At 67.3% G+C, this 25,724-nt stretch carries 22 protein-coding genes, 3 tRNA genes and 1 pseudogene; 19 read left to right on the forward strand and 7 right to left on the reverse strand.

The annotated features are described in order from the left end of the window. The first annotated feature begins 120 nt into the window (after nucleotides 1-120). The 8 genes from JL37_RS12195 to JL37_RS12230 all read left to right on the forward strand — a co-directional run bounded on the left by JL37_RS12195 (nucleotide 121) and on the right by JL37_RS12230 (nucleotide 6,065). Nucleotides 121-196 (forward strand) — tRNA-Ala (locus JL37_RS12195). Between the two features lie 40 nt (nucleotides 197-236). After that, nucleotides 237-312, forward strand: a tRNA-Glu gene (locus JL37_RS12200). A 69-nt stretch (nucleotides 313-381) separates the two neighbouring features. After that, nucleotides 382-458, forward strand: a tRNA-Asp gene (locus tag JL37_RS12205). Between the two features lie 250 nt (nucleotides 459-708). Next, nucleotides 709-1,764 (forward strand): TRAP transporter substrate-binding protein DctP, encoded by a 1,056-nt coding sequence (gene dctP, locus JL37_RS12210; RefSeq protein ID WP_043544401.1) that lies wholly within the window; start codon nucleotides 709-711, stop codon nucleotides 1,762-1,764. 21 nt (nucleotides 1,765-1,785) lie between these two features. Further along, nucleotides 1,786-2,301 carry a TRAP transporter small permease subunit gene (locus JL37_RS12215; protein ID WP_043544402.1) on the forward strand — a complete coding sequence of 172 codons (516 nt, stop codon included), beginning with the start codon at nucleotides 1,786-1,788 and terminating at the stop codon, nucleotides 2,299-2,301. Further along, nucleotides 2,301-3,620, forward strand: a complete 1,320-nt coding sequence (locus JL37_RS12220) for a TRAP transporter large permease subunit (RefSeq protein WP_043544403.1) — start codon at nucleotides 2,301-2,303, stop codon at nucleotides 3,618-3,620. Before JL37_RS12215 ends, JL37_RS12220 begins: the two co-directional genes overlap by 1 nt. Nucleotides 3,621-3,697: 77 nt before the next feature. Next, entirely contained in the window at nucleotides 3,698-4,573 is an 876-nt protein-coding gene (dapA, locus tag JL37_RS12225) for a 4-hydroxy-tetrahydrodipicolinate synthase (RefSeq protein WP_043544404.1), read from the forward strand. A 10-nt stretch (nucleotides 4,574-4,583) separates the two neighbouring features. Then, complete coding sequence (locus JL37_RS12230) at nucleotides 4,584-6,065, forward strand: aldehyde dehydrogenase (protein WP_043544405.1); 1,482 nt, start codon at nucleotides 4,584-4,586, stop codon at nucleotides 6,063-6,065. A gap of 43 nt (nucleotides 6,066-6,108) precedes the next feature. On the opposite strand, the gene JL37_RS12235 is transcribed toward JL37_RS12230, so the two are convergent. Next, the gene (locus JL37_RS12235; protein ID WP_043544406.1) at nucleotides 6,109-6,765 is read right to left on the reverse strand and encodes a GntR family transcriptional regulator; all 657 of its coding nucleotides are present in this window, start codon (nucleotides 6,763-6,765) and stop codon (nucleotides 6,109-6,111) included. A gap of 267 nt (nucleotides 6,766-7,032) precedes the next feature. Here JL37_RS12235 and JL37_RS12240 point away from each other — a divergent pair, with 267 nt between their 5' ends. From JL37_RS12240 to JL37_RS12250, 3 genes are all read left to right on the forward strand, one after another. After that, complete coding sequence (locus JL37_RS12240) at nucleotides 7,033-8,526, forward strand: helix-turn-helix transcriptional regulator (protein ID WP_043544407.1); 1,494 nt, start codon at nucleotides 7,033-7,035, stop codon at nucleotides 8,524-8,526. Nucleotides 8,527-8,766: 240 nt separating this feature from the next. Next, nucleotides 8,767-9,783 carry a biotin synthase BioB gene (gene bioB, locus JL37_RS12245; RefSeq protein WP_043544408.1) on the forward strand — a complete coding sequence of 339 codons (1,017 nt, stop codon included), beginning with the start codon at nucleotides 8,767-8,769 and terminating at the stop codon, nucleotides 9,781-9,783. Beyond that, nucleotides 9,780-10,655 (forward strand): EamA family transporter, encoded by an 876-nt coding sequence (locus JL37_RS12250; RefSeq protein ID WP_043544486.1) that lies wholly within the window; start codon nucleotides 9,780-9,782, stop codon nucleotides 10,653-10,655. Before bioB ends, JL37_RS12250 begins: the two co-directional genes overlap by 4 nt. 16 nt (nucleotides 10,656-10,671) lie before the next feature. On the opposite strand, the gene JL37_RS12255 is transcribed toward JL37_RS12250, so the two are convergent. Together JL37_RS12255 and JL37_RS12260 are read right to left on the reverse strand one after the other, a co-directional pair. After that, nucleotides 10,672-12,039, reverse strand: coding sequence for an MFS transporter (locus JL37_RS12255; protein WP_043544409.1), 1,368 nt, complete (start codon nucleotides 12,037-12,039; stop codon nucleotides 10,672-10,674). 86 nt (nucleotides 12,040-12,125) lie between these two features. After that, nucleotides 12,126-12,629 (reverse strand): peroxiredoxin, encoded by a 504-nt coding sequence (locus JL37_RS12260; protein ID WP_043544410.1) that lies wholly within the window; start codon nucleotides 12,627-12,629, stop codon nucleotides 12,126-12,128. 242 nt (nucleotides 12,630-12,871) lie between these two features. On the opposite strand from JL37_RS12260, the gene JL37_RS12265 reads away from it, so the two are divergent. Further along, complete coding sequence (locus tag JL37_RS12265; protein WP_043544411.1) at nucleotides 12,872-13,294, forward strand: hypothetical protein; 423 nt, start codon at nucleotides 12,872-12,874, stop codon at nucleotides 13,292-13,294. A 193-nt stretch (nucleotides 13,295-13,487) separates the two neighbouring features. Here JL37_RS12265 and JL37_RS12270 read toward each other — a convergent pair whose 3' ends face one another. Further along, nucleotides 13,488-14,366 carry a dienelactone hydrolase family protein gene (locus JL37_RS12270; RefSeq protein WP_043544412.1) on the reverse strand — a complete coding sequence of 293 codons (879 nt, stop codon included), beginning with the start codon at nucleotides 14,364-14,366 and terminating at the stop codon, nucleotides 13,488-13,490. 60 nt (nucleotides 14,367-14,426) lie between these two features. After that, entirely contained in the window at nucleotides 14,427-17,987 is a 3,561-nt protein-coding gene (locus JL37_RS12275) for a DUF748 domain-containing protein (RefSeq protein ID WP_043544413.1), read from the reverse strand. A gap of 171 nt (nucleotides 17,988-18,158) precedes the next feature. Here JL37_RS12275 and moaC point away from each other — a divergent pair, with 171 nt between their 5' ends. From moaC to glp, 5 genes and pseudogenes are all read left to right on the forward strand, one after another. Continuing rightward, nucleotides 18,159-18,647, forward strand: a complete 489-nt coding sequence (gene moaC, locus JL37_RS12280; protein WP_043544414.1) for a cyclic pyranopterin monophosphate synthase MoaC — start codon at nucleotides 18,159-18,161, stop codon at nucleotides 18,645-18,647. After that, nucleotides 18,628-18,879 carry a MoaD/ThiS family protein gene (locus JL37_RS12285; protein WP_043544415.1) on the forward strand — a complete coding sequence of 84 codons (252 nt, stop codon included), beginning with the start codon at nucleotides 18,628-18,630 and terminating at the stop codon, nucleotides 18,877-18,879. The genes moaC and JL37_RS12285 overlap by 20 nt, the downstream gene beginning before the upstream one ends. 5 nt (nucleotides 18,880-18,884) lie before the next feature. After that, nucleotides 18,885-19,349: pseudogene (locus tag JL37_RS12290) on the forward strand (molybdenum cofactor biosynthesis protein MoaE); the annotation flags it as partial. A 95-nt stretch (nucleotides 19,350-19,444) separates the two neighbouring features. Next, a complete protein-coding gene (gene moaB, locus JL37_RS12295; protein ID WP_043544416.1) occupies nucleotides 19,445-19,966 on the forward strand; it encodes a molybdenum cofactor biosynthesis protein B in 522 nt (173 codons plus the stop codon). A 3-nt stretch (nucleotides 19,967-19,969) separates the two neighbouring features. Continuing rightward, on the forward strand, nucleotides 19,970-21,175 hold the full coding sequence (gene glp, locus JL37_RS12300; protein WP_043544417.1) for a gephyrin-like molybdotransferase Glp: 1,206 nt from the start codon (nucleotides 19,970-19,972) through the stop codon (nucleotides 21,173-21,175). Nucleotides 21,176-21,238: 63 nt separating this feature from the next. On the opposite strand, the gene moaA is transcribed toward glp, so the two are convergent. Together moaA and JL37_RS12310 are read right to left on the reverse strand one after the other, a co-directional pair. Beyond that, nucleotides 21,239-22,342, reverse strand: coding sequence for a GTP 3',8-cyclase MoaA (gene moaA / locus JL37_RS12305; RefSeq protein WP_043544418.1), 1,104 nt, complete (start codon nucleotides 22,340-22,342; stop codon nucleotides 21,239-21,241). A 7-nt stretch (nucleotides 22,343-22,349) separates the two neighbouring features. Then, entirely contained in the window at nucleotides 22,350-23,450 is a 1,101-nt protein-coding gene (locus tag JL37_RS12310) for a substrate-binding domain-containing protein (RefSeq protein WP_043544419.1), read from the reverse strand. 141 nt (nucleotides 23,451-23,591) lie between these two features. Between JL37_RS12310 and JL37_RS12315 the strand changes: the two genes are divergently transcribed. Together JL37_RS12315 and JL37_RS12320 are read left to right on the forward strand one after the other, a co-directional pair. Continuing rightward, entirely contained in the window at nucleotides 23,592-24,149 is a 558-nt protein-coding gene (locus JL37_RS12315; RefSeq protein WP_043544420.1) for a formate dehydrogenase subunit gamma, read from the forward strand. Further along, on the forward strand, nucleotides 24,146-25,717 hold the full coding sequence (locus tag JL37_RS12320) for an NADH-quinone oxidoreductase subunit NuoF (RefSeq protein ID WP_043544421.1): 1,572 nt from the start codon (nucleotides 24,146-24,148) through the stop codon (nucleotides 25,715-25,717). Before JL37_RS12315 ends, JL37_RS12320 begins: the two co-directional genes overlap by 4 nt. Nucleotides 25,718-25,724: the final 7 nt, after the last annotated feature.

The following is a 25,724-nucleotide window of genomic DNA, read 5'->3' on the forward strand; positions in this document are numbered from 1 at the left end:
CCCCGTCCGCTCCGCCAAAAGCTCTCGTTCAGGGTCTTTCAAGAGCTCCGTATTCGGGGCTTTTTGCTTTTTAGGGTGTAAGGCCTGGTTGCCGGCGGTTTGTGGCAACGAGGATTCCTGGGGGGTATAGCTCAGCTGGGAGAGCGCTTGCATGGCATGCAAGAGGTCAGCGGTTCGATCCCGCTTACCTCCACCAGTCCAAAGCGAAGAACGCAGTACGAGTTTTGCAGTTCCAGGTCCCCTTCGTCTAGAGGCCTAGGACATCACCCTTTCACGGTGAGTACAGGGGTTCGAATCCCCTAGGGGACGCCAGTTCGCTGGCACGCAGTACCCGTTGCCTTGACGCCGCAACGTATTGAAGAAGTGAAAGCACACCGCTGCGGAGCGGTAGTTCAGTTGGTTAGAATACCGGCCTGTCACGCCGGGGGTCGCGGGTTCGAGTCCCGTCCGCTCCGCCAAAGATCATGGAAAGCCTTGTAAAGCCCTTGCTTACAAGGCTTTTGTCATTTCCGGCCCCATTCAGGCAAGCCCGCCTGCGTGCACGCCGCCTTCCCGCGCAGCAACGCCCGCGCAACCCTCCCCCTCCTTCCGCAAGACGCCTGCGCGCCCGCCTAGGGCTTACCCTTAAATATGTTGTTAATATATTTAATGGATATTAGACTGTCGCCGCAAAGACCGGTTCGATTTCCACATCCACAAGGGGAAAACATGAAAACATTGATCCGCGTATTGGCTGCCACTGTCGTCTCGGCATGCGCCGCCGGTTCCGCCGTTGCGGCCGACGTCACCTGGCGAGTTCCGACCTCGGTTCCGGAAGGCTCGCCCTTCTACAAGAATTTCCTCGAACGCTTTGCCTCCAACGCCAAGACGCTGACCGGCGGACGGGTGGAGATCCAGCCCTTTGGCGCGGGCGTGATCGTGCCGGCGCTGAAAGTGTTCGATGCGGTGCAGGACGGCGTGGTCGAAGCCGGCCATTCCACCTCCAGCTACCTGGTCAACCAGAACCCGGAAAACGCCATCTTCTCGGGCTTCCCCGGCGGCATGGGCCCCGACGCCTACAAGGCCTGGCTGTACGAAGGCGGCGGCAAGCAGCGGCTCGAAAAGCTGCGCGCCAGCCAGGGCCTGAAGACCATGATCGTGGGGATCGGTTCGTCGGAGATCATGGCGCACGCCAACAAGCCGATCCGCAACGCCGAAGACCTGAAGAACCTGAAATACCGCACTTCGGGCCCTTGGGCGGAGGTGATGCGCGACTACTTCGGCGCGGTGCCGACCGTGGTGCCGCCGGGCGAGACCTACACCCTGCTGCAGCGCAAGGGCGTGGACGCAGTGGAATGGGCGCCGCCGTCGGCCAACATGCCCGAGGGCTTCCACCAGGCCGCCAAGTACATCGTGGTGCCCGGCGTGCACCAGCCCACGTTCATGTGGGAAGTGGTCGTGAAGAAGGAGACCTGGGACAAGGTTCCCGCCGACCTGAAGCCGCTGATCGAGGCAGCCGCCGAACTCACGACGCAACAAGGACTGGACCACTTCTACGACGCCGACATGAAGGCCATGGCGAAGTACCGCAGCGGCCGCAACGAGATCATCACGCTCGGCCCGGAATTCGTGAAGCAGCTTTCCGATGCGGGCAACGACTGGATGCGCAAGACGGCCGAAGCGCAAAAGGCCGCCGGCAAGCCGGACATGGCCGAGGTGCTGGCTGATTACCAGGCCTATCACGAGCGCTGGAAGGCCGAGAGCGGCTACCTGGTTCGCAACTGACGCGCGGCGAGGAAGGCGATCATGCTCGATGTCCTGGCCCGGTTTGCCAACGGCGTGTCCCGATTCGCTTCCCTGCTGGCCAGCATATCGGCGGCAGTGCTGACCCTGGCGATGGTGTACGAAGTCTTCGCGCGCTATGTGTTCGACGCGCCGACGGTGTGGGCGTTCGACATCGCCTACATGAGCAACGGCGCGGTGTTCCTGCTGGGCATGGCCTATGTCCTGCGGGAAGACGCCCATATCCGCATCGACGTGCTGCGCAACCGCTTGCCGGCCCGCTTCAACAACGCGGTCCAGGGCGTCGCCTACCTGCTGATCCTGGCGCCGCTGTTCGGCGTGCTGTCCTCGATCGCCGTCTCGCACACCTGGCGCGCCTGGGTGCGCCACGAAGTCGAGACGGTCAGCCCCTGGGCGCCGGTGATGTGGCCTTTCTATCTGCTGATCGCGATCGGCCTGATCGCGATGACCCTGCAACTCGCGTCCGAGGGCCTGCGCGCCTTTGCCGGCCAGCGCTCCCCCGCCGCGAAGGAACATTGATGAATCCGACTGTCGCAGCGTTGATGTTCCCGGGGATGTTCCTGCTGATCTTCCTGGGCATCCCGGTTTCCCTTTCCCTGATCATCCCCGCCCTCATCGCCGGCTGGTTCGCCTTCGGCGGGAATGTCTTCAACCAGCTCTACGGCGGGCTTTACTCGGCCGCCACCAATTACATCCTGTCCGCGATCCCCATGTTCGTGCTGATGGGCGCCATCCTGGAACGCTCTGGGATCGCGGCGCGCCTGTTCCGCACCATGCAGCTCTGGCTGGGGCGCCTGCCGGGCGGCCTGGCCGTGGCGACCATCGCCATGGGCGCGACCTTTGCGGCGGCCGCCGGCGTGGTCGGCGCGGTCGAGGTCATGGTGGGGCTGATGGCCATCCCCGCGATGCAGCGCTTTCGCTACGACAACTCGCTGATCGCGGGAACCATCTGCGCCGGCGGCTCGCTCGGCACGATGATTCCGCCGTCGGTGGTGGCCGTGGTGTATGCCTCGCTGGCGCAGGTTTCGGTGGGCGAACTGTTCGCCGCCATGCTGTTCCCCGGACTGATCATGGTAGGGCTGTTCGTCCTGTACATCATCGGCGTTTGCGTGCTGAACCCGAAGAAAGGCCCGCCCGCCGACGCCGAGGACATGCGACTGCCGCTGGCAGCCAAGCTGCGTATCACGCTGAGCGGGCTCGTGCCCACGATGCTGCTGATCTTCGCCGTGCTGGGTTCGCTGATGGCGGGCATCGCCTCGCCGACCGAGGCGGCCGCCGTGGGCGCCGTCGGCGCCTTGATCCTGTGCATCTGCTACGGCCAGTTCAGCCTGTCGATGATGCGCGAGTCCCTGGCGATCACGGTCCGCATTTCGGCGATGATCCTGCTGATCGTGGCCGGCGGCATCATGTTCACCGGCATCTTCGCGGCCAACGGCGGCTCGCGCCTGATCCAGGGCCTGACGTCGGACCTGGGCCTGGGCGTCAACGGCACGCTGGTCCTGTTCCTGTGCATCGTCTTCCTGCTGGGTTTCGTCCTGGACTGGACGGCCAATGTGCTGATCTGCGTGCCGCTGTTCCTGCCCGTCCTCACGGCCGCGGGCGTCGATCCGATCTGGTTCGGCACGCTGGTGATCATCGTGATCCAGACGAGCTACCTCACGCCGCCCATGGCCTCGTCGATTTTCTACCTGCTGTCGATCGCCCCGCCGGACATGAAGTACGGCCAGGTGTGCAGGGGCGTGGTGCCCTTCATCCTGGTGCAGTTCGTGACGCTGGCGATCGTGGCGCTGTTCCCCGCCTTGGCGACCTGGCTGCCGCAGCGCATCGTGGGCTTCTGAACAAACCTGGTTTGCGGGCCCGCGCGGCCTCGCTTTTGCCCGGCGATACGGGCGCTTTTTCTGCAATAGGAAGACGTATGAATATCGAAGGAGTCCTGGTACCCATCGTGACGCCGTTCGGCGCGGACGGCCGCGTGAATGCCGATGCCCTGCGGCAGCTGGTGGAACGCTTCGTGGAAGCGGGCGTGGCCGGCATCGTGGCCTGCGGCACGACCGGCGAGTTCTACGCCCTGGAGGACGCCGAGCGCGAGCTGGTGCTGCGCACGGTGGCGGAGGCCGCAAGCGGACGCATCACGCTGATCGCCGGCATCAATGCGCTCTCCACGCCCGAAGCGATCCGCAACGCCCAGCAAGCCCGGGAACTGGGCTATGAAGGCCTGATGCTGACCGCCCCGCCGTACAGCCTGCCCGAGCAGGCGGGCATCCTGCAGCATTTCCGCACCGTGGCGGCCGCCACGCCGCTGCCCATCATCCTGTACGACTTCCCGGCCCGCATCGGCGTGCAGATCGCAGTGGAAACGGTGATCGAACTGGCCCGTATCCCGAACATCATCGGCATCAAGGAAAGCAGCGGCAACTTCAACCGCGCGCTCGCGCTGATCCAGGCCCGCATTCCGGATTTCCAGATCATCAGCGGCTCCGACGACATGGCCGCCGACTTCCTGTTCTGGGGCGTGCGCAGCTGGATCAGCGGCGGTGCCAACGTGTTCCCCGCCGAACAGGCAGCCATGGTCAAGGCGGCCGCCGAACAACGCTGGGATGACGTCCGCGCGCTGATGAGCGGCATGTACCCCGTGATCCAGGCGATGGAATCCGGCGACTACAACCAGAAGGCCAAGCTCGGCTGCCGCCGCCACGGCGTCGACGCCGGGACGGTGCGCCTGCCGCTGGCGCCCTTGTCGGCCGAGGACGAGCGCGCGTTCCTGGCCATGCTCGATGCCTACCAGGGATAGGGGAACCGCCATGCCGCAAGCCAAAGAGCAGATTTTCGAGCAGGCCCGCGCCGGGCAGCTATGGGCGGGCAATCTGATTCCCGGCCATGCCGCGCCGGGGGCCCGTCTCGAGAACACCACGCCCATCGACAACAGCGTGATCGGTTCGATCGAAGCCGGCACGGCTGCCGACGTGGACCGCGCCGTGCAGGCCGCCCGCGCCAGCTTCAAATCGGGCGAGTGGTCGGGCCTGGCGCCGGCCGAACGCAAGCGCATCATGCTGGCCTGGGCCGGCCTGCTGGCCGAGCACGCCGAAGAACTGGCCGCGCTGGACTGCGTGGACGCCGGCAAGCCGATCACCGAATGCCTGAATACCGACATGCCGGCCACGCTGGACACGTTCCGCTGGTATGCCGAAGCCGTGGATAAGTGCTTCGGACGCATCTCGCCGACGGGACCCGAGGCGCTGGGCCTGATCGTGAAGGAACCCATAGGCGTCGTGGGCGCGGTGCTGCCGTGGAATTTCCCGGCGCAGATGTATGCCTGGAAGGTGGCCCCGGCTCTTGCTGCGGGCAATTCCGTGATCGTCAAGCCCGCCGAGCTGACCTCCCTGAGCGCCTACCGCATGACCCAGCTCGCCCATCAGGCCGGCATACCGGCAGGCGCCCTGATACTAGTCACGGGTCTGGGCGAAACCGTCGGCCAGGCCATCGGCCGCCATATGGGCGTGGACGTGGTGTCGTTCACCGGTTCGACCGAGGTGGGAAGGTATTTCCTCAAGTATTCCGCCGAGAGCAATCTCAAGGAAATCGTGCTGGAATGCGGCGGCAAGAGCCCCCAGGTGATTTTCGACGACGCCGACCTGGACGGCCTGGTCGATCACGTGCTCGCCGCGGCCTTCTGGAACATGGGAGAGAACTGCAGTTGCGGTTCGCGCCTGATCGTGCAGGCCGGAATCAAGGACGCCCTGCTCGACCGGCTGCGCCAGCGCCTCTCGGAATGGAAAGTGGGCCTGCCCACCGAGGCCGACGTCAAGATCGGGCCGATGATCGAACGCGCGCATTTCGACAAGGTGCGCGGCTTCCTGGACAACGCGGCGGCCGATGGCGCCCGCCTGATCCATGGCGGGCGCATCCATTCGGAACTGGGCAGCGGCTGGTACGTCGAACCGACGATCTTCGACGCCGTGGGGGCGGACTCGCGTCTGTTCCAGGAAGAGGTCTTCGGCCCGATCCTGGCGGTGACGCCATTCGAGACCGAAGCCGAGGCCATTGAACTGGCCAACAACAGCCAGTATGGCCTCGCGGCCTCGCTGTACACCCGCGACGTACGCCGCGCGCAACGCGTGGCGCGAGCCATCCAGGCCGGCACCGTGTCGGTCAACGGCTTCTCGGAAGGCGACATCACCACGCCGTTCGGCGGCTACAAGCAGTCGGGCTTCGGCGGCCGCGACAACGGCCTGGAAGCGCTGGATCAATACCAGCAGGTCAAGACCATCTGGTATGTGAACTGAGCCTTGCTCAATGGCGCGGGCCTTCGCAAAGCCCGCGCCGCTGTCACCCTTCGATCACCGTGTGGGTGAATTCCGTCAGGTAGCTCATCAATGCGTCCGCGCCCGCCATGGCCCGCTCCGGGTCATTGGCGTGGATGCCTTCGGCCTCCATCAGGTGGCACTGCGCGCCGCGCTCCAGATCGCCTTCATGCTGGAAGGCGTACCAGAAGCGCCGGCACTGGATGATCATGGGAATGATCGCCTGCACCGCATAGGGGTTGCGGCTGGCTTCGTGATTGACCCTGTCCAGGGCCTGGTCGGCGTGCATGTAGCCGGCCAGGTCCCCGCGCCCCGCCGCATCGACCATGTCGTGCGCATGCTGAAGCAGCTTGGCGCGCTGCTCCGGCGTGGCGCGCCGCGCCGAGGACATGGCGATCAGGCGCTCCAGGACCCGGCGGGTTTCGATCAGGATCAGGTGCTCCGCGATGCGGATCTCGCTCACCCGCAGGCCGCGGCGCGGCTGCTGTTCGATCAGGCCGCTGGCGACCAGGCGCATCAAGGCCTCGCGGATGGGCGTGCGGCCCAGGCCGGTCAACTGGATCAGGTCGCTTTCCACGATAGGTTGGTTGGGCTCGAGCTTGAGCGTGGCGATCATTTGCTCGATCGCGTCGTAAGCGGCTTCGGTCGCACGAGTTTTGACGATGGGAGGGGAGTGATTCATGGAAACAATGACCAGGATCCTGCGAGAGTCGAGCGCGCCTCGCGGAAGCTGGGAAGCTCCCTGCAGCGATCGTTAATATTTTTTAAGTATATTAAATTCCCGATCTCCTCGCCTAGGGTCCGCCGCAAAACTATCCCATTGTCGGACCCGGGACTGCCACAGGCTGCGGCCCCCCCTACGCTCAGACTCGTCCGTTTCGCCATCTGGACAGCGGAACAACGCGCCTTCATTCTTTGCGTTCGTGCCCCGCGAAATGAAGAGGACTACGTGACCGAGAACGCCACCGCCCCCCATGCGCGCCACCAGCATCTGCAAAGTATCGCCGCCGGCTTGAACGAGGGCATCATCCTGCTGGAAGCTAACGGGACCATCGCGTGGGCCAATGCCAGCGCTCTCGGCCTCCACGGCACCGACAAGCTGGCAGACCTGGGGGACACGCCTTCCGGCTACCGCAAACGCTACGTCCTCTCCCACCGCAACCACCACCGGGTAGCCGCCCGCCAGTATCCGCTGGACCGCCTGGCGGCGGCCGAACCGTTCGAGGACCTGCTGCTGGACCTGGCGCGCAAGGACGACAAGGAATTCGTGCGGCGCGTGCGCGCGAGCGGCCTGCGCCTTCAAGGCGGCGACGGCGCGGACTACCGGGTGCTGATCCTGCACGACCAGACCGGACGCCCCGACCCCGGCGAAGGCATGGAACGCGCCTTCGACGCCAATCCCGCTCCCGCCCTGCTCTGTCGGCTGCACGATCTGCACTGCGTGAAAGTGAATCAGGGGTTCCTCGAAATGACAGGCTGGACGCGCGAAGCCGTCCTGGGAAAATCGGCTGTCGAGCTCGACGTACTGGGAGGCGGCGAGGACAAGGAGCTCGCGATCGCCCGCCTCAGCCAGGGGTTGGCCATCCCCCCGCGCGAGGGCCTGGTGAAGCTGGCGCGAGGCGGCGAAAAATGCGTAATCGCGTTCGGGCAGCCGGTCGACCCGGACGGCGTGCCGTGCATGTTGTTCACCTTCATCGACATGGACTCGCGCAAACGCGCCGAGCTGGCCCTGCGGGGCAGCGAAGAGCGCTATTCGCAGGCCTTTCGCCTGGCGCCGGCGCCGATGGCGCTATGCCACGCCGACGACCTTCATGTGCAGGAAGCCAATGACGCCTTCGCGGCTGCCATCGGCGCGGACGTCGAGGGCTGCGTCGGGGTGCCGCTGCCCGAACTGGGCCTGCATGCCAGCGAAGACATCGCCGCGAGCCTGAAAGGCAGCGAGGGCTTCCGCAATCGGGAAGCCGCGCTGATCGCACGGGACGGCGCACAACTGGATTGCCTGGTGTCGGCCGCCCCGGTCAAGATCGGCGGCGTGCCGCATGTGCTGGTGCTGATGCAGGACATCACCGAGCGCAGGCGTTCCGAGACCGAATTGCTGACCGCCATCGAGGCCGTCATGCAGGACACGTCCTCATTCAGCCGCGGCATCATCGAAAAGCTGGCGCAATTGCGCCAGCCCGCCCCCGCGACGCTCGACGCCGCGGAGCTCGCCCAGCTCACCTCGCGCGAACGCGAAGTCCTGGGGCTGATGTGCCAGGGCCACGACGACGACGGCATCGCCAGGCATCTGAAACTGTCGCGCAATACCGTGCGCAATCATGTGGCCACCATCTACAGCAAGATCGGCGTGCACCGCCGCAGCGCCGCCATCGTCTGGGCGCGCGATCGCGGCATCACCGGCCGCGAGGCCGCCCGCAAAAGCGACAAGCGGGGCCAGGGCTGAATTTTGAAATTTACAATTAGATGCAAAATATCCAGGCCAGCCACGTCGCCGAAGAAGAGGCCCAGTTAGCGATCGGCGACGATCAAAATCCGCCAATTCCAGCAAAAACCACTCCTAAACCCCTCTAATTCCGGCAATACCCCCTGCATTGCGCAAACCGCGCACAGCTTCTTACGATCCGCCGATCCAGCCCTTGCCCAGCAAGCGGTTCGATTCCGCAAGACCGACAGGAGCCCGTTCATGCAGACCGCCTACATCCCCGTCCCGACTGCCGCCAAACCGGCGACCGCGCCCGCCTGGAACGCCGCCGGCATCATGGCGCTCTATGAGATGCCGTTCATGGACCTGGTTTTCCGCGCCCAGCAGACGCACCGCGCGCATTTCGATCCGAACGCCATCCAGCTGTCCAGCCTGCTCTCGATCAAGACCGGCGGCTGTCCCGAGGATTGCGCCTATTGCCCGCAGTCCTCGCACTACGACACCGGCCTGGACGCGGACAAGCTGATGCCGCTGGAAGACGTGGTGGCCGCGGCGCGCGCCGCTCAGGCCGGCGGCGCGCAGCGCTTCTGCATGGGCGCCGCGTGGCGCAGCCCCAAGCCGCATCATCTGGACGCCGTGGCCGAGATGGTCAGCGCCGTCAAGGCGCTGGGCCTGGAAACCTGCGTCACCCTGGGCATGCTGCGCGCAGGGCAGGCCGAGCAGCTCAAGGAGGCCGGCCTGGACTACTACAACCACAACCTGGACACCTCGCCCGAGTTCTACGGCAAGATCATTTCCACCCGCACCTACCAGGACCGCCTGGACACGCTGGACCGGGTGCGTGACGCCGGCATCAGCGTATGCTGCGGCGGCATCGTCGGCATGGGCGAATCGCGGCGCGAGCGCGCTGGCCTGATCGCCCAACTGGCCAGCATGGAGCCCTATCCCGAATCCGTGCCGATCAACAATCTCGTCCAGGTGGAAGGCACGCCGCTGGCCGGCGTGGAGGCGCTGGACCCCTTCGAGTTCGTGCGCACCATCGCGGTGGCCCGGATCGCCATGCCGCGCGCCGCGGTGCGGCTGTCGGCCGGCCGCGAAGCCATGGACGACGCGCTGCAAGCCCTGTGCTTCATGGCGGGCGCCAACTCGATGTTCTACGGCGACGCGCTGCTGACCACCGCCAATCCGCAGATGGAAGCCGACCAGCGCCTGCTGGCGCGCCTGGGCATGCGGATCGACGCAGCCCAACATACCGCGGAAGCCGCGCCGTGCCGTTGACCCCGGGCCTGCTCTACCTGCTTGCCAGCGTCGCCTGCAGCGTCACGGTGGCCGTGCTGCTGAAGCTGGCCCGGCGCTGGCAGGTGGACGTGCGGCAGGCCATCGCCATGAACTACCTGGTGGCCGCCCTGCTCTGCTGGGCCGTGCTGCGGCCGGATCCGGCCGGCCTGCTTGCGCCGAAGACCCCCTGGATGGTGCTGGCCGGGCTGGGCATCCTGCTGCCCAGCGTGTTCCTGGCGATGGCGGCGGCCGTGCGCCACGCGGGCATCGTGCGCAGCGACGCCGCGCAACGCCTGTCGCTCTTCATTCCGTTGCTGGCGGCGTTCCTGCTGTTCGGCGAGCCGCCCAGCGGCCGCAAGCTGGCCGCGACCGTGCTGGCCGCCGGCGCGCTGTATTGCCTGTTGCGCCGCGCCGCCCCGGCTTCGGCCCCCACGGGCGGCGAAGCCGGCGGCGGCCGCGCGGCCTGGGCCTGGCCGCTGGCCGTCTGGCTGGGCTATGGCGTCATCGACATTCTGTTCAAGCAGATGGCGCGCGCGGGCACGGCGTTCGCGGGCGGGCTGCTCCTGGCGTTCGTCATCGCGGGCCTGCTGATGCTGGCCTACCTGCTGCTGCGCCGGGTTCGCTGCCGAACCAGGCACCTGGCCGCCGGCGTGGCGCTGGGGCTGGCGAACTTCGGCAACATCCTGACCTACATCCGCGCGCACCAATCGCTGCCCGAACATCCCGCGCTGGTGTTCGCATCGATGAACATGGGGGTGATCACGCTGGGCACGCTGGTTGGCGCGCTGGCCTTCCGCGAACCGCTGTCGCGCATGAACGCGCTGGGCATCGCCCTGGCCCTGGCCGCCATTGTGCTGATGGCGCCCTGGTAAGGGCGCCATCCGGGGCTCAGGTGCCGGTGCGGGCCTCGCGCCCCGCATCGGCCTCGTCTTCGTTCTCGGCCTCCTCCGCCGGCACGGCCTCGGCCACCGGGGCGACGCTCGCGGGATCGGGCTGCGCCATTTCCATGGCGATGTCGTTCTCGGGGTCCACGCGGGGATCGAGCACGGCCGCGGCGGGCGAGCTTTGCAGGGTGTCGGGCATGGGCACGAAATGCGTCGGCGCCTCTTCGACCTGGTGCGCCCCGGTAACGCGGGTGGGACGCACGTGCCAGACCAGGATGACGGCGCAGGCCGAGGTGAACACGTAGTACATGCTGGGGCCGGCCAGCGACATCAGCACGCCCGCGATCATGGGACCCACGCAGGCTCCGACGCCGTAGGTCATCAGCAGCACGGCCGACAGGCTGACGCGGCGCTCGGACTCGACGTGGTCATTGGCGAACGCCGCGCCCAGCGGATACAGGGTGAACTGCAGCACGCCGAAGACACAGGACATGGCGACCAGCGCCCAGTACGGCAGCGCGATCCAGCCCCACATGACGGCGGGCAGCAGCACCAGCAGCAAGGCGTTGAAGCGGATCAGCCCAGCCCGGTTGATGCGGTCGGACAGCCAGCCCATGGGCCATTGCGACAGCAGGCCGGCCGTCACGGCTGCGGCCACGAAGATGGCCGCCTGCGAGGTCGACAAGCCGTGCTTGGCCGCATACACGGCGGCCAGGCCGTAGAACGCGCCGGAAAGATTGCCTGCCACGAACAGCACCGTCATCGACAGCGGCACGCGCCGCATGAAGAAGCGGATGTCCAATGGCGCCGGCAGCGGCGTGGGCGGGTGGGAACGGGCCGTGACGGCGATGGGCACCAGGCACAGCACCAGGCACATCGCCACCAGCGTCAGGGGCCGCAAGTCCAGGGTGGCGTACGCGGTCAGGGCGAGCTGCCCCAGCACCGTGCCCAGGCCGGACACGACCATGTAGACGGAGAAGACCCGCCCGCGCTGGTGGTTTTCGGTCTGCTCGTTGAGCCAGCTCTCGATCACCATGAACTCGGTCACCATGACGATGCCGGAAATGACACGGAACACCAGCCACAGCGGCATGGAATCGACCAGCGTCTGGGCCAGGATCATGCTGGTGGCGATGGCCGCGCAGGCCACGAAGGCCCGGATGTGGCCCACGCGGATGATCAGCCGGTGGCCGAGGCGCGCGCCGCACACCAGGCCCAGGTAGTAGCCGGCGATCAGCGCGCCGATCCACACTTCGCTGACGGACTGCGCCGTCAGCCGGAGCCCCATATAGGTATTGAAAAGACCCGTGCCGATCAGCATCAGCAAGGTCGCGAAGTACAGAGAGGAGAATGAAGAGAGCGTGGCAAGCATGGCGTCGGCAACCGCTGCTGGCGGCAGCGCTGCGGGCCGCCATGGCGGCCCGCAGCGCTGAGCGGTAAAACAGGAACTGCGTAGGATCAGACTTGCGACAGCATCGTGGCGGCGTCGCTGACTTCGAACTTGCCAGCCGCTTCGACGTTCAACTGCTTGACCACGCCGTCGACGATCAGCGCCGAGTAGCGCTGCGAGCGCACGCCCATGCCGCGCTGGACCAGGTCCAGCTCCAGGCCCAGCGCCTGGGTCCACAGCGCCGAGCCGTCGGCCAGCATGCGGACCTTGCCATCGGTCTTCTGTTCGCGGCCCCAGGCGCCCATGACGAACGCATCGTTGACGGACACGCACCAGATTTCATCGACGCCCTTGGCCTTCAGGGCCGCGGCCTGCTCCACGTAGCCCGGCAGATGCTTGGCCGAGCAGGTAGGCGTGAAGGCGCCGGGCACGGCAAACAGCGCGATGGTCTTGCCGCGCGCCAGGTCGGAGACCTGGAAGGCGTTGGGGCCCAGCGAGCAGCCGGCGGTTTCGGTTTCGATGAATTCGGTCAGGGTGCCATCCGGCACGCGGTCGCCGACTTTGATCGTCATGTGAATCTCCAGGGTGTGAGGGGCAATGCATTGGGGCAGGATCGCCCCACAGGCTCCATCATAGTTCCTGCGCGGCCGGACTGCTGCCGGCCAGCGGCGGGGAAAAGAAGATGCACAGTCTGAAACGACTCCACACCGCCCTCTCATGGCCTCGAAACGGCGGATTGCCATAATCTTGTGTTGGAAATCCTTGCCCGCCAACGCCGCCGACAGGCGCGCGGGCGCCAAGCGGAGATTCACCGATGCGCAAGATATTGACCGGCCTGGCCTGGGTGCTGGGCGCAGCCGCTCCGGCCTGGGCGGCCCCCGATGCCAGCGAACAGATCCAGTACGACTCCTTCATCACGGCCGCGGGCGCGTCCAACGGCGCGGCGCGCGCCTGCGGCGCCTCCGAGCCCGACCTGGCCCAGCATCAGTCCACCGCCCGCAAGAACCTGCTCCAGTACGCCCAGGAATACGGCTTTGCCGCGGGCGGCTACGATGCGTTGTTCAAGAAGGGGCAGGCCGAGGGCAAGACGATGATGGACGAGATGAAACGTTCCGGCGTGGACGGCTGCCGGGGCGTCCTGGGCGACTTCCAGAACGAACGCGTGATGGATTACGAGGACATGAAGAAGGCGCTGGCGGAGGTCAATGACGGCTTGCCCGGGGAAGATGCGAAGTAGTCTTTCGGGTGTCTGACACCCGCGAGGCGCCTGGGCATGTCGACGGGCATTTCCTGGGGTGTCAGGCACCTGCCGCCTCAGTCAGTGTCTGACACCTGCCGCATCAGCCTGTGTCTGACACCCCGAGACCATCCTGTGCGCCAGGAGTCTCCCCCCGGGGGTCTGACACCAACCAGCTCACGAGCCCCGCCCCTCAAAGCCCGTTCTGCTTGAACCAGTCCAGCATCCGGGTCCAGGCCTGTTCCGCCTCCGCCTTGCGGTACGACGGCCGGTAATCCGCGTGGAACGCATGCGGGGCGTCGGGATAGACGTCGATCCGGGACGCCTTGGCCGCCGCGGGCCCCTGGGCCAGCGCGATCCGCATGCGGTCCACGTCGGCCTGCGATATGCCCGCGTCTTTGCCGCCGTAGGCGCCCAGGACGGGCGCTTTCAGCTCGTTCACCAGGCTGAGCACGGACTTGGGCTTCAGGTCGCTGGGCTCGCCGGCCAATTGGCCGTACCAGGCCGCGCCGGCTTTCAGCTTGGGATTGTGCGCGGCGTATAGCCAGACCTGGCGGCCGCCCCAGCAGAAACCCAGTATTCCCAGCTTGCCTGGATCGCCTCCGTTGGCGGCGGCCCAGGCCGCGGTGGCGTCCAGGTCGCCCTGGACCTGGGCGTCCGGCACCTTTCCGATCACCTCCGCCTGGAGCTTGGGAATATCGGTGTATTTGGAGGGATCGCCCTGCCGGGCGAACAGTTCGGGCGCGACGGCCAGGTAGCCCAGATGGGCCAGCCGTCGGCAAACGTCCTGGATGTATTCATGCACTCCGAATATCTCCGACACCACCATCAGCGTCGGCAGGTTCTTCTTGCCCTGCGGCGCCGCGCGGTAGGCGGGGATCTTGCCGTCCTGGGCGGGGATGTCGATCTTGCCCGCCACAAGGCCGTCGGCTTTCGTGGAAATGGCCGTCTGCGCCACGGCCTGGCCGGCCGCCAGCGAAAATCCGGCCGCCACCGAAGTGGCGATGAAGCCCCGCCGGTCCAGCTTCAGGGGCGGAAGCAGGCTGTCGAATTGCGCGTCCTGGTCTTTCATCGAGCGTCTCCTGGCAAAGGCCGGCCAGGGGCGCCCGAGCGCCCCCGCGGCCAGCCTGGTTCACTTCAGGGAGAAGTCCACGCGCGAGGGCTGCCCCTCGTCCTCGATGCCATCGGCGTCAAGCTGCGGCGCAATGATGAACACCCGTTCCGCGAGTCCTTCCTGGGCTTGCAGCTTCTCATAAACCGCCTGCGCGCGGGCATCCGCCAATTGCCGCAGCTGCTCTTCGCCGACGGGCGCCACGCTGCGCAGCATCTCCTCCATCTGCTCCGCCGGCACGGACTTGGCCATGCCGATGAAGTTGCGCGGCTTGTCCTTGATGTCCGTATCGTCGTAGACCTCTTCCAGGTACTTGGCGCGCTCCGCGGCCGATACCTGGACCCCGGCCGGGTTCGGCTTCTTGCCGCGCGGGGCGGTGTCGGCTGCCTTGGCGGCGCGGATCTGGCCGTCGACCCAGGCCTGGCGCAGGCCTTCCATGTCGGTCTTGGGGTCGGCGCGGCCGCTGATGTCCATTTTCAGCGCGGGACGGTCCAGGAGCGCCTTGGTCAGCGTGTCGATGCGCTGCACGCTGTCGTCCGTCAAGGCCGCGCTGCCGGGCGCGAACTCGACGTAGGACAGCTCCTCGCCGCCGCCGAAGGCCGAGGCCAGCAGGCTGAAAGGCGAGGTCACGGCCTTGACCACCAGGTTCATCAGCACGCGGACCACGATGCCGCCCACCGAGAACTCAGGGTCGTCCAGCGATCCGGAAATCGGCAGGTTGATGTCGATATTGCCGCGCGCATCCTTCAGCAGGGCCACGGCCAGCAGCACGGGCAGCTTGGTCGCGTCGGGGCTGTTGGTCTTGTCGCCGAAGGTCAGCTGGTTGAGCACGACGTGATTGGAAGCCTGCAGCGCGCGGTCCTTGATCTTGTATTCCAGGTCGACCGAGAGCTTGCCGCGCTTGATGGGATAGCCCACGTACTTGGCGGAATAGGTATTGAAGCGCGGCAGGTCCACGCCCTTGGCCGAGGCCTTCAGGTCCAGCGACAGGTACTTGGCGAACGGCTGCACGATGCCGCTGATCGACAGGGGCGCCGTCGTGTAGACGCGGCCCGTGACCTTTACCTTTGCGGGCTGGGGATTGGTGGACGAGACCGCCGTGATCGATCCCTCGACGCTGGATAGTTCCGCCACGTAGTTGGGCTTCACGAAGCGGTCGGTGAAAGTCATGCGGCCGCGCTTCAGGGTGACGCTGTTGACCGCGATGTCCGGCATGGCGCTGGACCCGCCCTTGGCGGCCGGCTCCGCGGGCGGCGCGCTGCGGCGGCCCGGCGTTTGCGTGTCCTGCGTGATGGAGCCGCCCGCCTGGCCCGGCGCTGCCACCAGGTCCATGACGTTCAGGCGCCCTTGCGCATTGAGCAGCACGCGGCCGTAGAAGTCTTCCAGCGCGATGTCTCCCAGCTTGGCGCCGATCTTGTCGCCCGCAACCGAGATATCCATGCCGGAGAAGCCCAGCCGCTTCCAGTTCAGGAAATCGTCGTTGTTGACGCGGTCCTGGAGATCCACGCCCGTGATCTCGACGCCGCCTTTCCAGCTGGCCTTCATCGGCGCGTTGCCGGCCGCGGCCGCGAACTCCGCATTGCCCTTCGCGCCCAGCGTCACGGCGCGCACCGTGGCGTTCAGGCTGGAGGCCGCGTATGGCGCAAAAGAGGCGACGTTCAGTTCGGACAGGTCCACGGACGTCTTCACCGTCAGCGGCTGCGGCGTGAAGGCGCCCTTCAGGTCCAGCTTGCCGTTGCCCTGGATACCCGCCGCCGCCAGGGTGAAGTTGCTCTGCCCCGGCCCCATGGCAAGGCGGTCGGCGGTCACGCGCAGGCTTTGCAGCGCGATGTCCAGCGCGGGCTTGAGAGATTCGTCGCGCGCCTTGAACTGGGTAAGGTCCGCCTGCACCGCGGTCGCGGATGCGTCCACGGCGCCGTTGGCCTCGCGCACGTGCACCTGGGCCGTCGCGCCCAGGCGGCCATCGAGCAGCGAGACCGGCGCCGCGCTGCGGACGGCCGGAGCCAGGGGCGCCAGCGCGATGTTGCCCAGGCGCACGCCCAACTCCAGCGACAGCGGCTTGAGGACCAGCGGCCCCTTGGCGCGCAGCCAGCCGCCGTCGGTGCTGTTGTCCATGGTCAGCCACAGATTAATGGGTTCGTCCTTCACTTGCGGCAGGGCCACGCCTTCGACCGTGGCAGCCAGGCCGGTCATGACGTAGTCCAGCTTGCTGATCGCATCGGTAACGTAGACCTCGCCCTCGTGCAGGTTGAAGGCGTCCAGCGCCACCTTCCATTCCTCGGGCGCCGCGGCGGGAACTGCCGGCGCGGCGGGAACTGCCGGCGCGGCGGGCGTGGCGGCGGGATCCGCGGGAGCGGAAGCCTGGGCGGGAGCCGCGGCAGGTTCAGCCGCCTGCGCGGCTGCGGGCGCTGCGCCCGCGGCAGCCGCCGGGTCCGCCGCGGCCTTCCTGGGATCCAGGCCGCTGGCCTTGCGGAGCTTGTCCGCCACGGGCGTTGCGGTGGGCTCGACGCCGCCCAGCTGCTTCAGTTGGGCGACCACGTCCAGCCAGTTCAGGTGCTCGTTGGCGTAGCGCCGCACGTGGATCTGCGGCGCCCAAAGGCCCACCTCGCCCACGTAGGCGCGGCGCGCTATCGGCTCGAGTTCCAGCCGGGTGACGGTCAGCGCGCTCCATGCCGCCAGGCCTTGGCCGGCGGTATCGCGCAGGTCGAACCGGCGCAGCCCCAGGTCGCCGACGACGCGGATCTTGGGCGGCGCATCCTTGGGTTGCTCGAACACCACCTGCAGATTGGAATCCAGCAGCGCGCTTTCGAGCTTGAACGGCAGGGGCATGGGCCAGACGTCCGCCCATTTTTCGAGCTGCAGGCCGTTGAACGCAACCTGCAGCGTGGACGAAGGCACCTCGTCGAAGGGACGGGCCACGCCGGTCAGGTCGAAGGGACTGCCGTTGATGCGCAGGTGCAGGCGGGGCTGCACGTCGATGTCGGTGGCGTAGCCGAAGGTCGAAATGAAGGGCACGCCCACGCCCAGCTCGTCCACGACCTGCTTGCGGCCGGTAACCTTGTCATCCAGCGTGATGGAGCCGTTCTCGATCACCATGTTGTTCAGCGAGAAGCGGGGCAGCCCTTCATCCGGCTTGGGCGGCTCCTCGGGCTTGGCCGCGGCCAATTCGGCCACGCGTTGCTGAATATCAGAGAAATTGAAGCGGGTGACGTCCTCGCGCACGATAGCGATGTTAGGCTCGCGCAGCGTCAAGCGATCGACGACGGGCGCAAACCAGAACAGCGAGGTCCAGGCGGCGCTGGCGTCCAGTTCGGCCAGCGTCAGCAGCGGAGTCTGCGAGCCGGGCTGGGCCACGGCCAGGTCGCGCGCGCGGATGGTCAGCGTGAACGGGTTGAAGGTGATCTTGCCGACGGAGACGTCGCGGCCGATCATTTTGGAGACGTCCTGGGTCAGGACGTTGCCCAGCACCTTGGGGACTTGCCAGGCAGCGACGCCGAAGAGGATCAGTATGAATGCCGCAATGCCCAGAAGAATTTTGCCGACCCGGCGTGTCAACCGAAGCTTAGGCATCCGCAAGGGCATTGCACGTCTCCTGATACGAATTGAAGGCCGTGCGATCCCGTCCTTCTAATGACTACAGGCGCGATTATCGCGCCCCCTGCACCGCTCGTCTATCATAGGCGTATCAGCGGCCTTGCCCGGCCAGCCGGGGCCGCTCTTTTCAAACATTAACAATTCTCGCTCCTGATTCCCATGTCCACGTCCACCCCCACCTTGAGCCACCTGGATGAAGCCGGCCAGGTCCGCATGGTCGACGTCATCGCCAAGACGGACACCGAACGCGTGGCGATCGCCACAGCCGGAATACGCATGAACGCCGTGGCCTACGGCCTGCTGACCCAGCCGGGCCAGGGCAAAGGCGAGGTCCTCAACACCGCCCGCGTGGCCGCCATCCTGGCCGCCAAGCGCTGCGCCGAGCTGATCCCGCTGTGCCACAGCCTGCCGCTGTCCTTCGTCGGCATCGAGTTCGCGCTGGATGACGCCGCCCACCGGATCGACATTCTGGCCACCTGCCGCACCAGCTATAAAACGGGCGTGGAAATGGAGGCCATGACGGCTTGCAGCGTGGCTGCGCTGACCATCTACGATATGTGCAAGGCTGCCGACAAGGGCATCGTGATCGAGCAAGTTCGCCTGAAGTACAAGGCGGGAGGAAAAAGCGGTGAGTGGCGCAACGATTAACCTTCTCTATTTCGCGCGCGTGGCCGAGCTGGTCGGCAAGCGCTCCGAGGCCTGGCCCCTGGAGGAAGATTCCACGGGCGCGCAACTGCTGGCCGCGCTGGGCGAACGCTATCCCCAGCTGGCTCCCGCCGCGCGCCTGAAACTGGCCATCAACCAGACCCACGCCAAGCCGTCCGCCCCCATCCGCGCGGGCGACGAGGTCGCGGTATTCGAACCCGTCACCGGAGGGTGAACGCCATGATCAGCGTCCAGGAAGCCGATTTCGACGGCGCCGCGCTCACGGCCGCGCTGCGAGAGCGCGCCGGGCCGGGCGTGGGCGGCATCGTCACGTTCGTGGGCTACGTGCGCGACTACTCGCCCGACGCCCCCACCGACACGCTTTTTCTCGAACACTATCCCGGCATGTGCGAACGCGAACTCGAAGAGATCGCCGCAACCGCCCGCGCCCGCTGGAACCTCGACGGCACGGTGATCGTGCATCGCGTGGGCGCCCTGCCCCGCAACGCCCAGATCGTATTCGTGGCGGCGGCCAGCGCCCATCGGGGCGACGCTTTCCGTGGCTGCGAATACATCATCGACGCACTCAAGACCCGGGCCCCCTTCTGGAAGCGCGAGACCCTCGCGGGCGGCGACAGCTTCTGGGTGGAACAACGCCAATCCGACCAGGACCGCACGCAGTCCTGGGATGAAAAGACCCCCACGTCGCACACTACGCGCTTGCTGCCCCCCAAGGAGGCCGTTTTTGCCTCGGGGCGGCCCAGCGGCAAAAAATCCTCAACGACAAAGAAGGAGCATCCATGAGCGACGAAAGCCCCGTTTCGCTGGCCTGCGCAGTGCTGACGGTCAGCGACACCCGCAGCGCGGGCGACGACACGTCCGGCAACCTGCTCGCCCAGAACCTGGCGCGCGCGGGCCACCAGTGCGTGCGGCGCGACATCGTCAAGCACGATCTCTATCAGATCCGCCGCGTCCTGAGCGACTGGATCGCCGACCCGGAAGTCCAGGTCATCATCACGACCGGCGGCACCGGCTTCGCCCCGCGCGACCAGACGCAAGCCGCGGTGCTGCCTCTGCTGGATCACGAGGTCCCCGGTTTCGGCGAGCTGTTCCGGCAGCTCTCCCATGCGGAGATCGGCAGCTCGGCCATCCAGTCCGGCGCCTTCGCGGGTTCCGCCAACCGCACGCTCGTCTTCTGCCTGCCCGGCTCGAACAACGCCTGCGAAACGGCCTGGGAACAGATTCTGCGCGAACAGCTGGACAGCCGCCACCGCCCCTGCAATTTCGCCACGCAATTCAAGAACCGCGAAGAAGGCAACTGACCCATGCTGGATTTCGATCAAGCCCAGACCTTGCTGGCCAATGCCGCGGGCCCGTTGCAACGCAGCGAGGAAGTCGGCCTGGCCGACGCCGCCGGCCGCGTGCTGGCCGCCGATCTCCAGGCAACCGTGGACATCCCCCCGGCCGACAACAGCTCGATGGACGGTTACGCGCTGCGCATGGCCGACTGGGGGCCCGGCGTCCGGCTGCCCATCCAGCAGCGCTGCTACGCCGGCGACATGCCGGAACCGCTCAAGCCCGGCCATGCCATCCGCCTGTTCACGGGCAGCCTGATTCCCGCCGGCGCGGATACCGTCGTCATGCAGGAAGACGCAGCGGAAGCCGACGGCCACGTGGAAATCTCCCGCCAGCCCGAATCCGACCTGTACATCCGCCGCCGCGGCGAAGACACCATGGCGGGCTCGCCGCTGCTGGCCGCGGGCACGCTGCTGGAGGCCGCGCATGTGGCGCTGCTGGCCTCGCAGGGGCTGGCCAGCGTGCCGGTCTTCGGGCAACTGCGCATGGGCATCCTGACCACCGGCGACGAGCTGGTCCTGCCCGGCCAGCCACGCGCGACGGAGCAGATCTACAACTCCAACGGCCCCATGCTGGCCGTGCTCGCGCGCGGCATGGGCGCCCTGCCGGTGCACGTGCTGCATGCGCGCGATACCGAGGAAGACCTGCTGGCGGCCTTCAAGACGCTCCTGGCCGACTGCGACCTGGTGCTGACCGTGGGCGGCGTGTCGGTCGGCGAACGCGATCTGGTCAAGCCCGCCCTGGCCACCCTGGGCGGCGAGCTCTCGCTGTGGAAGGTGCGCATGAAGCCGGGCAAGCCGGTGGCGCTGGCGCAGATCGACGGCAAACCCGTGGTCAGCCTGCCCGGCAACCCGGTCTCGGCCTACGCGGTGTTCGCCATGCTGGTCTCGCCGCTGGTGCGCCGCATGCAGGGCCGCGAAACGCTCTTCCCGCCCATCAGCCACCTGCCGCTGCGCACCGAGCAGCCCCGCCAGGACGCGCGCGAGGAATTCCTGCGCGTGCAGCGCCGTCCGGCCGAGGACGGCGGCGCCGAACTGGTGCCGTATGTCCACCAGGGATCGGGCGTGATCAGCTCGCTGCCCTGGGCGACGGGCCTGGCCCGCCTTCCGGCGGGCGTGCCGGTGCACGACCAGGACAGGGTCCCCTACTACGACCTGCGCCACTGGCTGGCGTAGCGTCCGGCCGCCGGGCCTGCAAGCGCCAGGGCGCTTGCGCCCGGATCGGCCGCGCGGCCGGCGTCAGCCGCCGATGTAGCTCATTTCGATCTTGCGCGAAGGGTCCGCCATGTTGCGCCCGCGCTGTTCGGAATAATTGTCGCCGCGCGCCGCCCAGATGCCCGTCAGGATGCGCGCCAGCTCGTCGTCGCTGGCGCCGTCGCGCAGCGGCGCCCGCAGGTCGTACCCCTCGTGCGCGAAGAGGCACAGGAAGAGTTTCCCCTCGGGCGACAGGCGCGCGCGCGTACAGCCGCCGCAGAAGGCATGGGTGACGCTGGAGATGACGCCGATTTCGCCCCCGCCGTCCGTGTAGCGCCAGCGTTCGGCCACGCGCCCCATCTCGCCGTCCGCGATCGGTTCTATCGGATAGGCCGCGCCGATGCGGTCCAGCACTTCCTGGCTGGGCACGACTTCGGCCAGGTTCCAGCCGTTGGTGTTGCCCACGTCCATGTATTCGATGAAGCGCAAGACGTGGCCGGTATTGCGGAAGCGCTCGGCCATGGGCAGGATCTGGCCGTCGTTCAGCCCGCGCCGCACCACCATGTTCACCTTCACCGGCGCCAGGCCGGCTTCGGCCGCGGCGTCGATGCCGCGCAGCACGTCGTCCGGCGTGAAGCCGCTGTCGCTCATGCCCTGGAACATGGCGGGGTCCAGCGCGTCCAGGCTGACCGTGACCCGCGTGAGCCCCGCCCGCGCGAGGTCGGCGGCCTTGCGCGCCAGTACGCTGCCATTGGTGGTCAGGGTGAGGTCCAGCGGGCGGCCCTGCGGCGTGCGCAAGCCGGCCAGGAGGCCCACCAGGTTCTCGAGGTGCTTGCGCAACAGCGGCTCGCCGCCGGTGAGGCGGATCTTCTCCACGCCCAGGCGGGTGAAGATGCCCGCCAGGCGGCTGATTTCCTCGAACGAGAGCAACGCCGAATGCGGCATGAAGGTGTAGCTGCTGTCGAACACCTCGCGCGGCATGCAATAAGTGCAGCGGAAGTTGCAGCGGTCCGTGACCGATATCCGCAGGTCGCGCAGGGGACGCGCGCGCAGGTCGAGCGCGGGCTGGCCGTCGGGCGGCAATTCCGCAGGCGCGGCGGAGGCCGGGCGGCCCGTTCGGTGATCGGCAAGGAGTATCACTTTGCTCATGGGAACATCATATCCCGGCGCCCGGCGCCGATGGGAAGGCTTCTTCAAGGGTCTGCAGGCGGCCGGTGTCGCGGGCATCGTAGCCCACGAGCTGGCCGACGTAGCCGACATAATCGGGACTGCGCATGATGGACAGCAGGTCGCGCATGGCCGGTGTCTCCAGCGCCGTCTTGCGGATGGCGAAGAAATAGCGTTCGCGCACCAGCGGGATGAAGTCCAGCCCGAAGCGGCAGGCGGCGGTCTCGACGCCCATCCCCGTGTCCGCCATGCCGCTGGCGATGTGCGCGGCGATGGCCATATGGGTGAATTCGTTGGTTTCGTAGCCCTGGACCTCGCCGGTCGACACCCCGGCGCGATCCAGCATCAGCTCAACCAGATGGCGGGTGCTGGAGCCGATCTGGCGGTTGACGAAGCGCACGTCGGGGCGGGCCAGGTCCGCCATGCCGCTTATGCCCTTGGGGTTGCCGGCGATGACGAACAGACCGGTATTGCGCACCGCCAGGTGGATAAGCACGTTTTCGTCCACGTGCAGCCATTGCGCGTAACGCTCCATGATGGGCGGCTCGAACTCGCCAACCGGCACCTGGAAGCCGGCCAGGTCGCATTCGCGGCGCTCAAGGGAGGCCAGGGCCTCGCTGGCGGTGCGGTAGCGCAGTTCCAGCCCCGGCTTGCGGCCGCCCATGTGCTGCATCAGCGATTCCACCGCGAAACCGTGGCTGGCATGCAGCCGCAGGTGCGGGCCGCTTTCGGGCAGCAAGCGCTCGAGTTCTTCCTGCAGTTCCGACGCCATGCTTTCCAGCGTGGGCATCAGACGGGCCTCGATGCGCCGGTTGGCCCACAGCAGACGCTGCGCGAACGGCGCCAGCTGGGTGCCCTGGCGGCGGTTGGTGATGAGCAGCTGCGTGCCGAAGATGGCCTCGAACCGCCGCAGCACGCCCCAGGCATGCCGGTACGACAGCCCGCAGGCCCGGCACGCGCCGGCGATGTTGCCGGTGGCGTCGATGGCCGCCAGCAGCGCCAGCATGTCCTGCAAGGGCACGGGCGCCGACTCGCCGTCGCCGCCCAGCGTCCATTGCGGCCGCAGGCCGATGCGGAACTTATATGTCATTTATTTCTTATTGAACACGTTGGTTTACCTCGCTAGAGTACACAAATAACGCGATGGGCGGGCAATTTATATGTTTTTTAAAGCATATAAAACCAAGGCAGGATCCCGCCTCACACAACAGCAACGCAGGAGGAGACCGACGTGCAAGCGCGCGAGGCAACATCCGATCTGGCGTCCAGCGGCGGCGCCAGGGGCGGCCAGATGGCCCTGGACGCGGCCCAGGCGTCCCCTACCCCGGCCGTCGCGGCCACCGCCCGCATCCTTGCCCGGCTGAAAGACCAGCCCGGCCCGCTACTTCCCGTGCTGCACGCGGTGCAGCACGAATTGGGCTGTATCCCGGCCCCGGCGGTGCAAACCATCGCCGAGGCCCTGAACCTGTCCCGCGCCGAAGTCCATGGCGTCGTCACTTTCTACCCGCACTTCCGCAGCGAGCCCCCGGCGCCCCACAAGCTGGAAGTCTGCCGCGCCGAATCCTGCCAGGCCATGGGCGGCGAACGCCTAGCCGAGCACGCGCGCGCTGCGCTGGGCTGCGATTTCCATGCCCACTCCGCCGACGGCAATTTCTCGCTGGAACCGGTGTATTGCCTGGGCCTGTGCGCCCAGTCCCCGGCCGTCATGATCGACGGCCATCCGCAGGCCCGCGTCACGCCGGAAAAACTGGACCGTCTGCTGGCCCGCGCGCTGGAGGCCACGCCATGAACGCCCCCGTCGTCATCTACGTGCCGCGCGACGCCGCGGCGCTGGCCATGGACGCAGACACCGTGGCCCGCGATATCGAGCGCATCGCGGACCAGCGCGGCCTGTCCGTGCAGATCGTGCGCAACGGCTCGCGCGGCCTGCTGTGGCTGGAGCCCCTGGTCGAGATCGCCACGCCGCAGGGCCGCATCGCGTACGGGCCCGTGCAGCCCGAGGACGTCGCCGGGCTGTTCGACGCCGGCTGGCTCACGGGCGGCGCGCATGCGCTGCGCCTGGGCCTGACCGAGGAAATCCCCTACCTGAAGCACCAGGAGCGCCTGACCTTCGCCCGGGTCGGCGTGACCGATCCGCTGTCGTTGCAGGACTATGCCGCGCACGGCGGCCTGGAAGGGCTGAAACGCGCACTGGCCATGGAGCCGGCGCAGATCCTCGACGACATGGTGGAATCGGGCTTGCGCGGCCGCGGCGGCGCGGCCTTCCCGACCGGCATCAAGTGGAAGACCGTGGCCGCGGCTTCCGCCAGCCAGAAGTACATCGTCTGCAACGCGGACGAGGGCGATTCGGGCACTTTCGCCGACCGCCTGCTGATGGAAGGCGACCCTTACGTGCTGATCGAGGGCATGACCATCGCCGGGCTGGCGGTGGGCGCGACCTATGGCTATATCTACGTGCGCTCGGAGTACCCCCAGGCCATCGGCACATTGGAGGCCGCCATCGCGCGGGCGCGCAGCGTGGGCTGGCTGGGCGGCGACGTGCATGGCAGCGGCCGCCGCTTCGACCTGGAAGTGCGCGTAGGCGCGGGCGCATACATCTGCGGCGAGGAAACCTCGCTGCTGGAGAGCATCGAGGGCAAGCGCGGCGTGGTTCGCGCCAAGCCGCCGCTTCCCGCCGTCTCGGGCCTGTTCGGCAAGCCCACCGTCATCAACAACGTCATCTCCCTGGCCACCGTGCCCATCATCCTGGCCAAGGGCGCCGCGTACTACCGCGACTACGGCGTGGGCCGGTCGCACGGCACCCTGCCCTTCCAGCTGGCGGGCAATCTCAAGCACGGCGGGCTGGTGGAGAAGGCGTTCGGCCTGACCCTGCGCGACCTGCTGTACGGCTTCGGAGGCGGCAGCGCCTCGGGGCGTCCGCTGCGCGCGGTGCAGGTCGGCGGCCCGCTCGGCGCCTACCTGCCGGAATCCCAATGGGATGTGCCGCTGGACTACGAGGCCTATGTCCAGATCTCGGCCATGATCGGCCACGGCGGGCTGGTGGCCTTCGACGATACGGTCGACATGGCTCGCATGGCGCGCTATGCGATGGAGTTCTGCGCCATCGAATCCTGCGGCAAGTGCACGCCCTGCCGCATCGGGTCCACCCGCAGCGTGGAAACCCTCGACAAGATCGCCGCCGGCGGCCCAGGCCGCGAGCAGCAGGTGCATCTGCTGCGCGACCTCTGCGACACGATGATGGCCGGTTCGCTGTGCGCGCTGGGGGGCATGGCGCCCTACCCCGTGCTGTCCGCGCTGAACCACTTCCCGCAGGATTTCGGCATCGAATCCTCCCAGCCTGCCGCGCACGCGGCCTGAACCCGAG

It is taken from the genome of Achromobacter sp. RTa, assembly GCF_000757485.1.
In the GTDB taxonomy this organism is placed as follows: Bacteria; Pseudomonadota; Gammaproteobacteria; order Burkholderiales; family Burkholderiaceae_B; genus Achromobacter.

What these genes read in the sequence shown, in the direction of transcription:
- dctP (WP_043544401.1), top strand. Translation starts at nt 709, where the DNA reads ATGAAAACATTGATCCGCGTATTGGCTGCCACTGTCGTCTCGGCATGC.
- JL37_RS12215 (WP_043544402.1), top strand. Translation starts at nt 1,786, where the DNA reads ATGCTCGATGTCCTGGCCCGGTTTGCCAACGGCGTGTCCCGATTCGCT.
- JL37_RS12220 (WP_043544403.1), top strand. Translation starts at nt 2,301, where the DNA reads ATGAATCCGACTGTCGCAGCGTTGATGTTCCCGGGGATGTTCCTGCTG.
- dapA (WP_043544404.1), top strand. Translation starts at nt 3,698, where the DNA reads ATGAATATCGAAGGAGTCCTGGTACCCATCGTGACGCCGTTCGGCGCG.
- JL37_RS12230 (WP_043544405.1), top strand. Translation starts at nt 4,584, where the DNA reads ATGCCGCAAGCCAAAGAGCAGATTTTCGAGCAGGCCCGCGCCGGGCAG.
- JL37_RS12235 (WP_043544406.1), bottom strand. Translation starts at nt 6,765, where the DNA reads ATGAATCACTCCCCTCCCATCGTCAAAACTCGTGCGACCGAAGCCGCT.
- bioB (WP_043544408.1), top strand. Translation starts at nt 8,767, where the DNA reads ATGCAGACCGCCTACATCCCCGTCCCGACTGCCGCCAAACCGGCGACC.
- JL37_RS12255 (WP_043544409.1), bottom strand. Translation starts at nt 12,039, where the DNA reads ATGCTTGCCACGCTCTCTTCATTCTCCTCTCTGTACTTCGCGACCTTG.
- JL37_RS12260 (WP_043544410.1), bottom strand. Translation starts at nt 12,629, where the DNA reads ATGACGATCAAAGTCGGCGACCGCGTGCCGGATGGCACCCTGACCGAA.
- JL37_RS12265 (WP_043544411.1), top strand. Translation starts at nt 12,872, where the DNA reads ATGCGCAAGATATTGACCGGCCTGGCCTGGGTGCTGGGCGCAGCCGCT.
- JL37_RS12270 (WP_043544412.1), bottom strand. Translation starts at nt 14,366, where the DNA reads ATGAAAGACCAGGACGCGCAATTCGACAGCCTGCTTCCGCCCCTGAAG.
- JL37_RS12275 (WP_043544413.1), bottom strand. Translation starts at nt 17,987, where the DNA reads ATGCCCTTGCGGATGCCTAAGCTTCGGTTGACACGCCGGGTCGGCAAA.
- moaC (WP_043544414.1), top strand. Translation starts at nt 18,159, where the DNA reads ATGTCCACGTCCACCCCCACCTTGAGCCACCTGGATGAAGCCGGCCAG.
- moaB (WP_043544416.1), top strand. Translation starts at nt 19,445, where the DNA reads ATGAGCGACGAAAGCCCCGTTTCGCTGGCCTGCGCAGTGCTGACGGTC.
- glp (WP_043544417.1), top strand. Translation starts at nt 19,970, where the DNA reads ATGCTGGATTTCGATCAAGCCCAGACCTTGCTGGCCAATGCCGCGGGC.
- moaA (WP_043544418.1), bottom strand. Translation starts at nt 22,342, where the DNA reads ATGAGCAAAGTGATACTCCTTGCCGATCACCGAACGGGCCGCCCGGCC.
- JL37_RS12310 (WP_043544419.1), bottom strand. Translation starts at nt 23,450, where the DNA reads ATGACATATAAGTTCCGCATCGGCCTGCGGCCGCAATGGACGCTGGGC.
- JL37_RS12320 (WP_043544421.1), top strand. Translation starts at nt 24,146, where the DNA reads ATGAACGCCCCCGTCGTCATCTACGTGCCGCGCGACGCCGCGGCGCTG.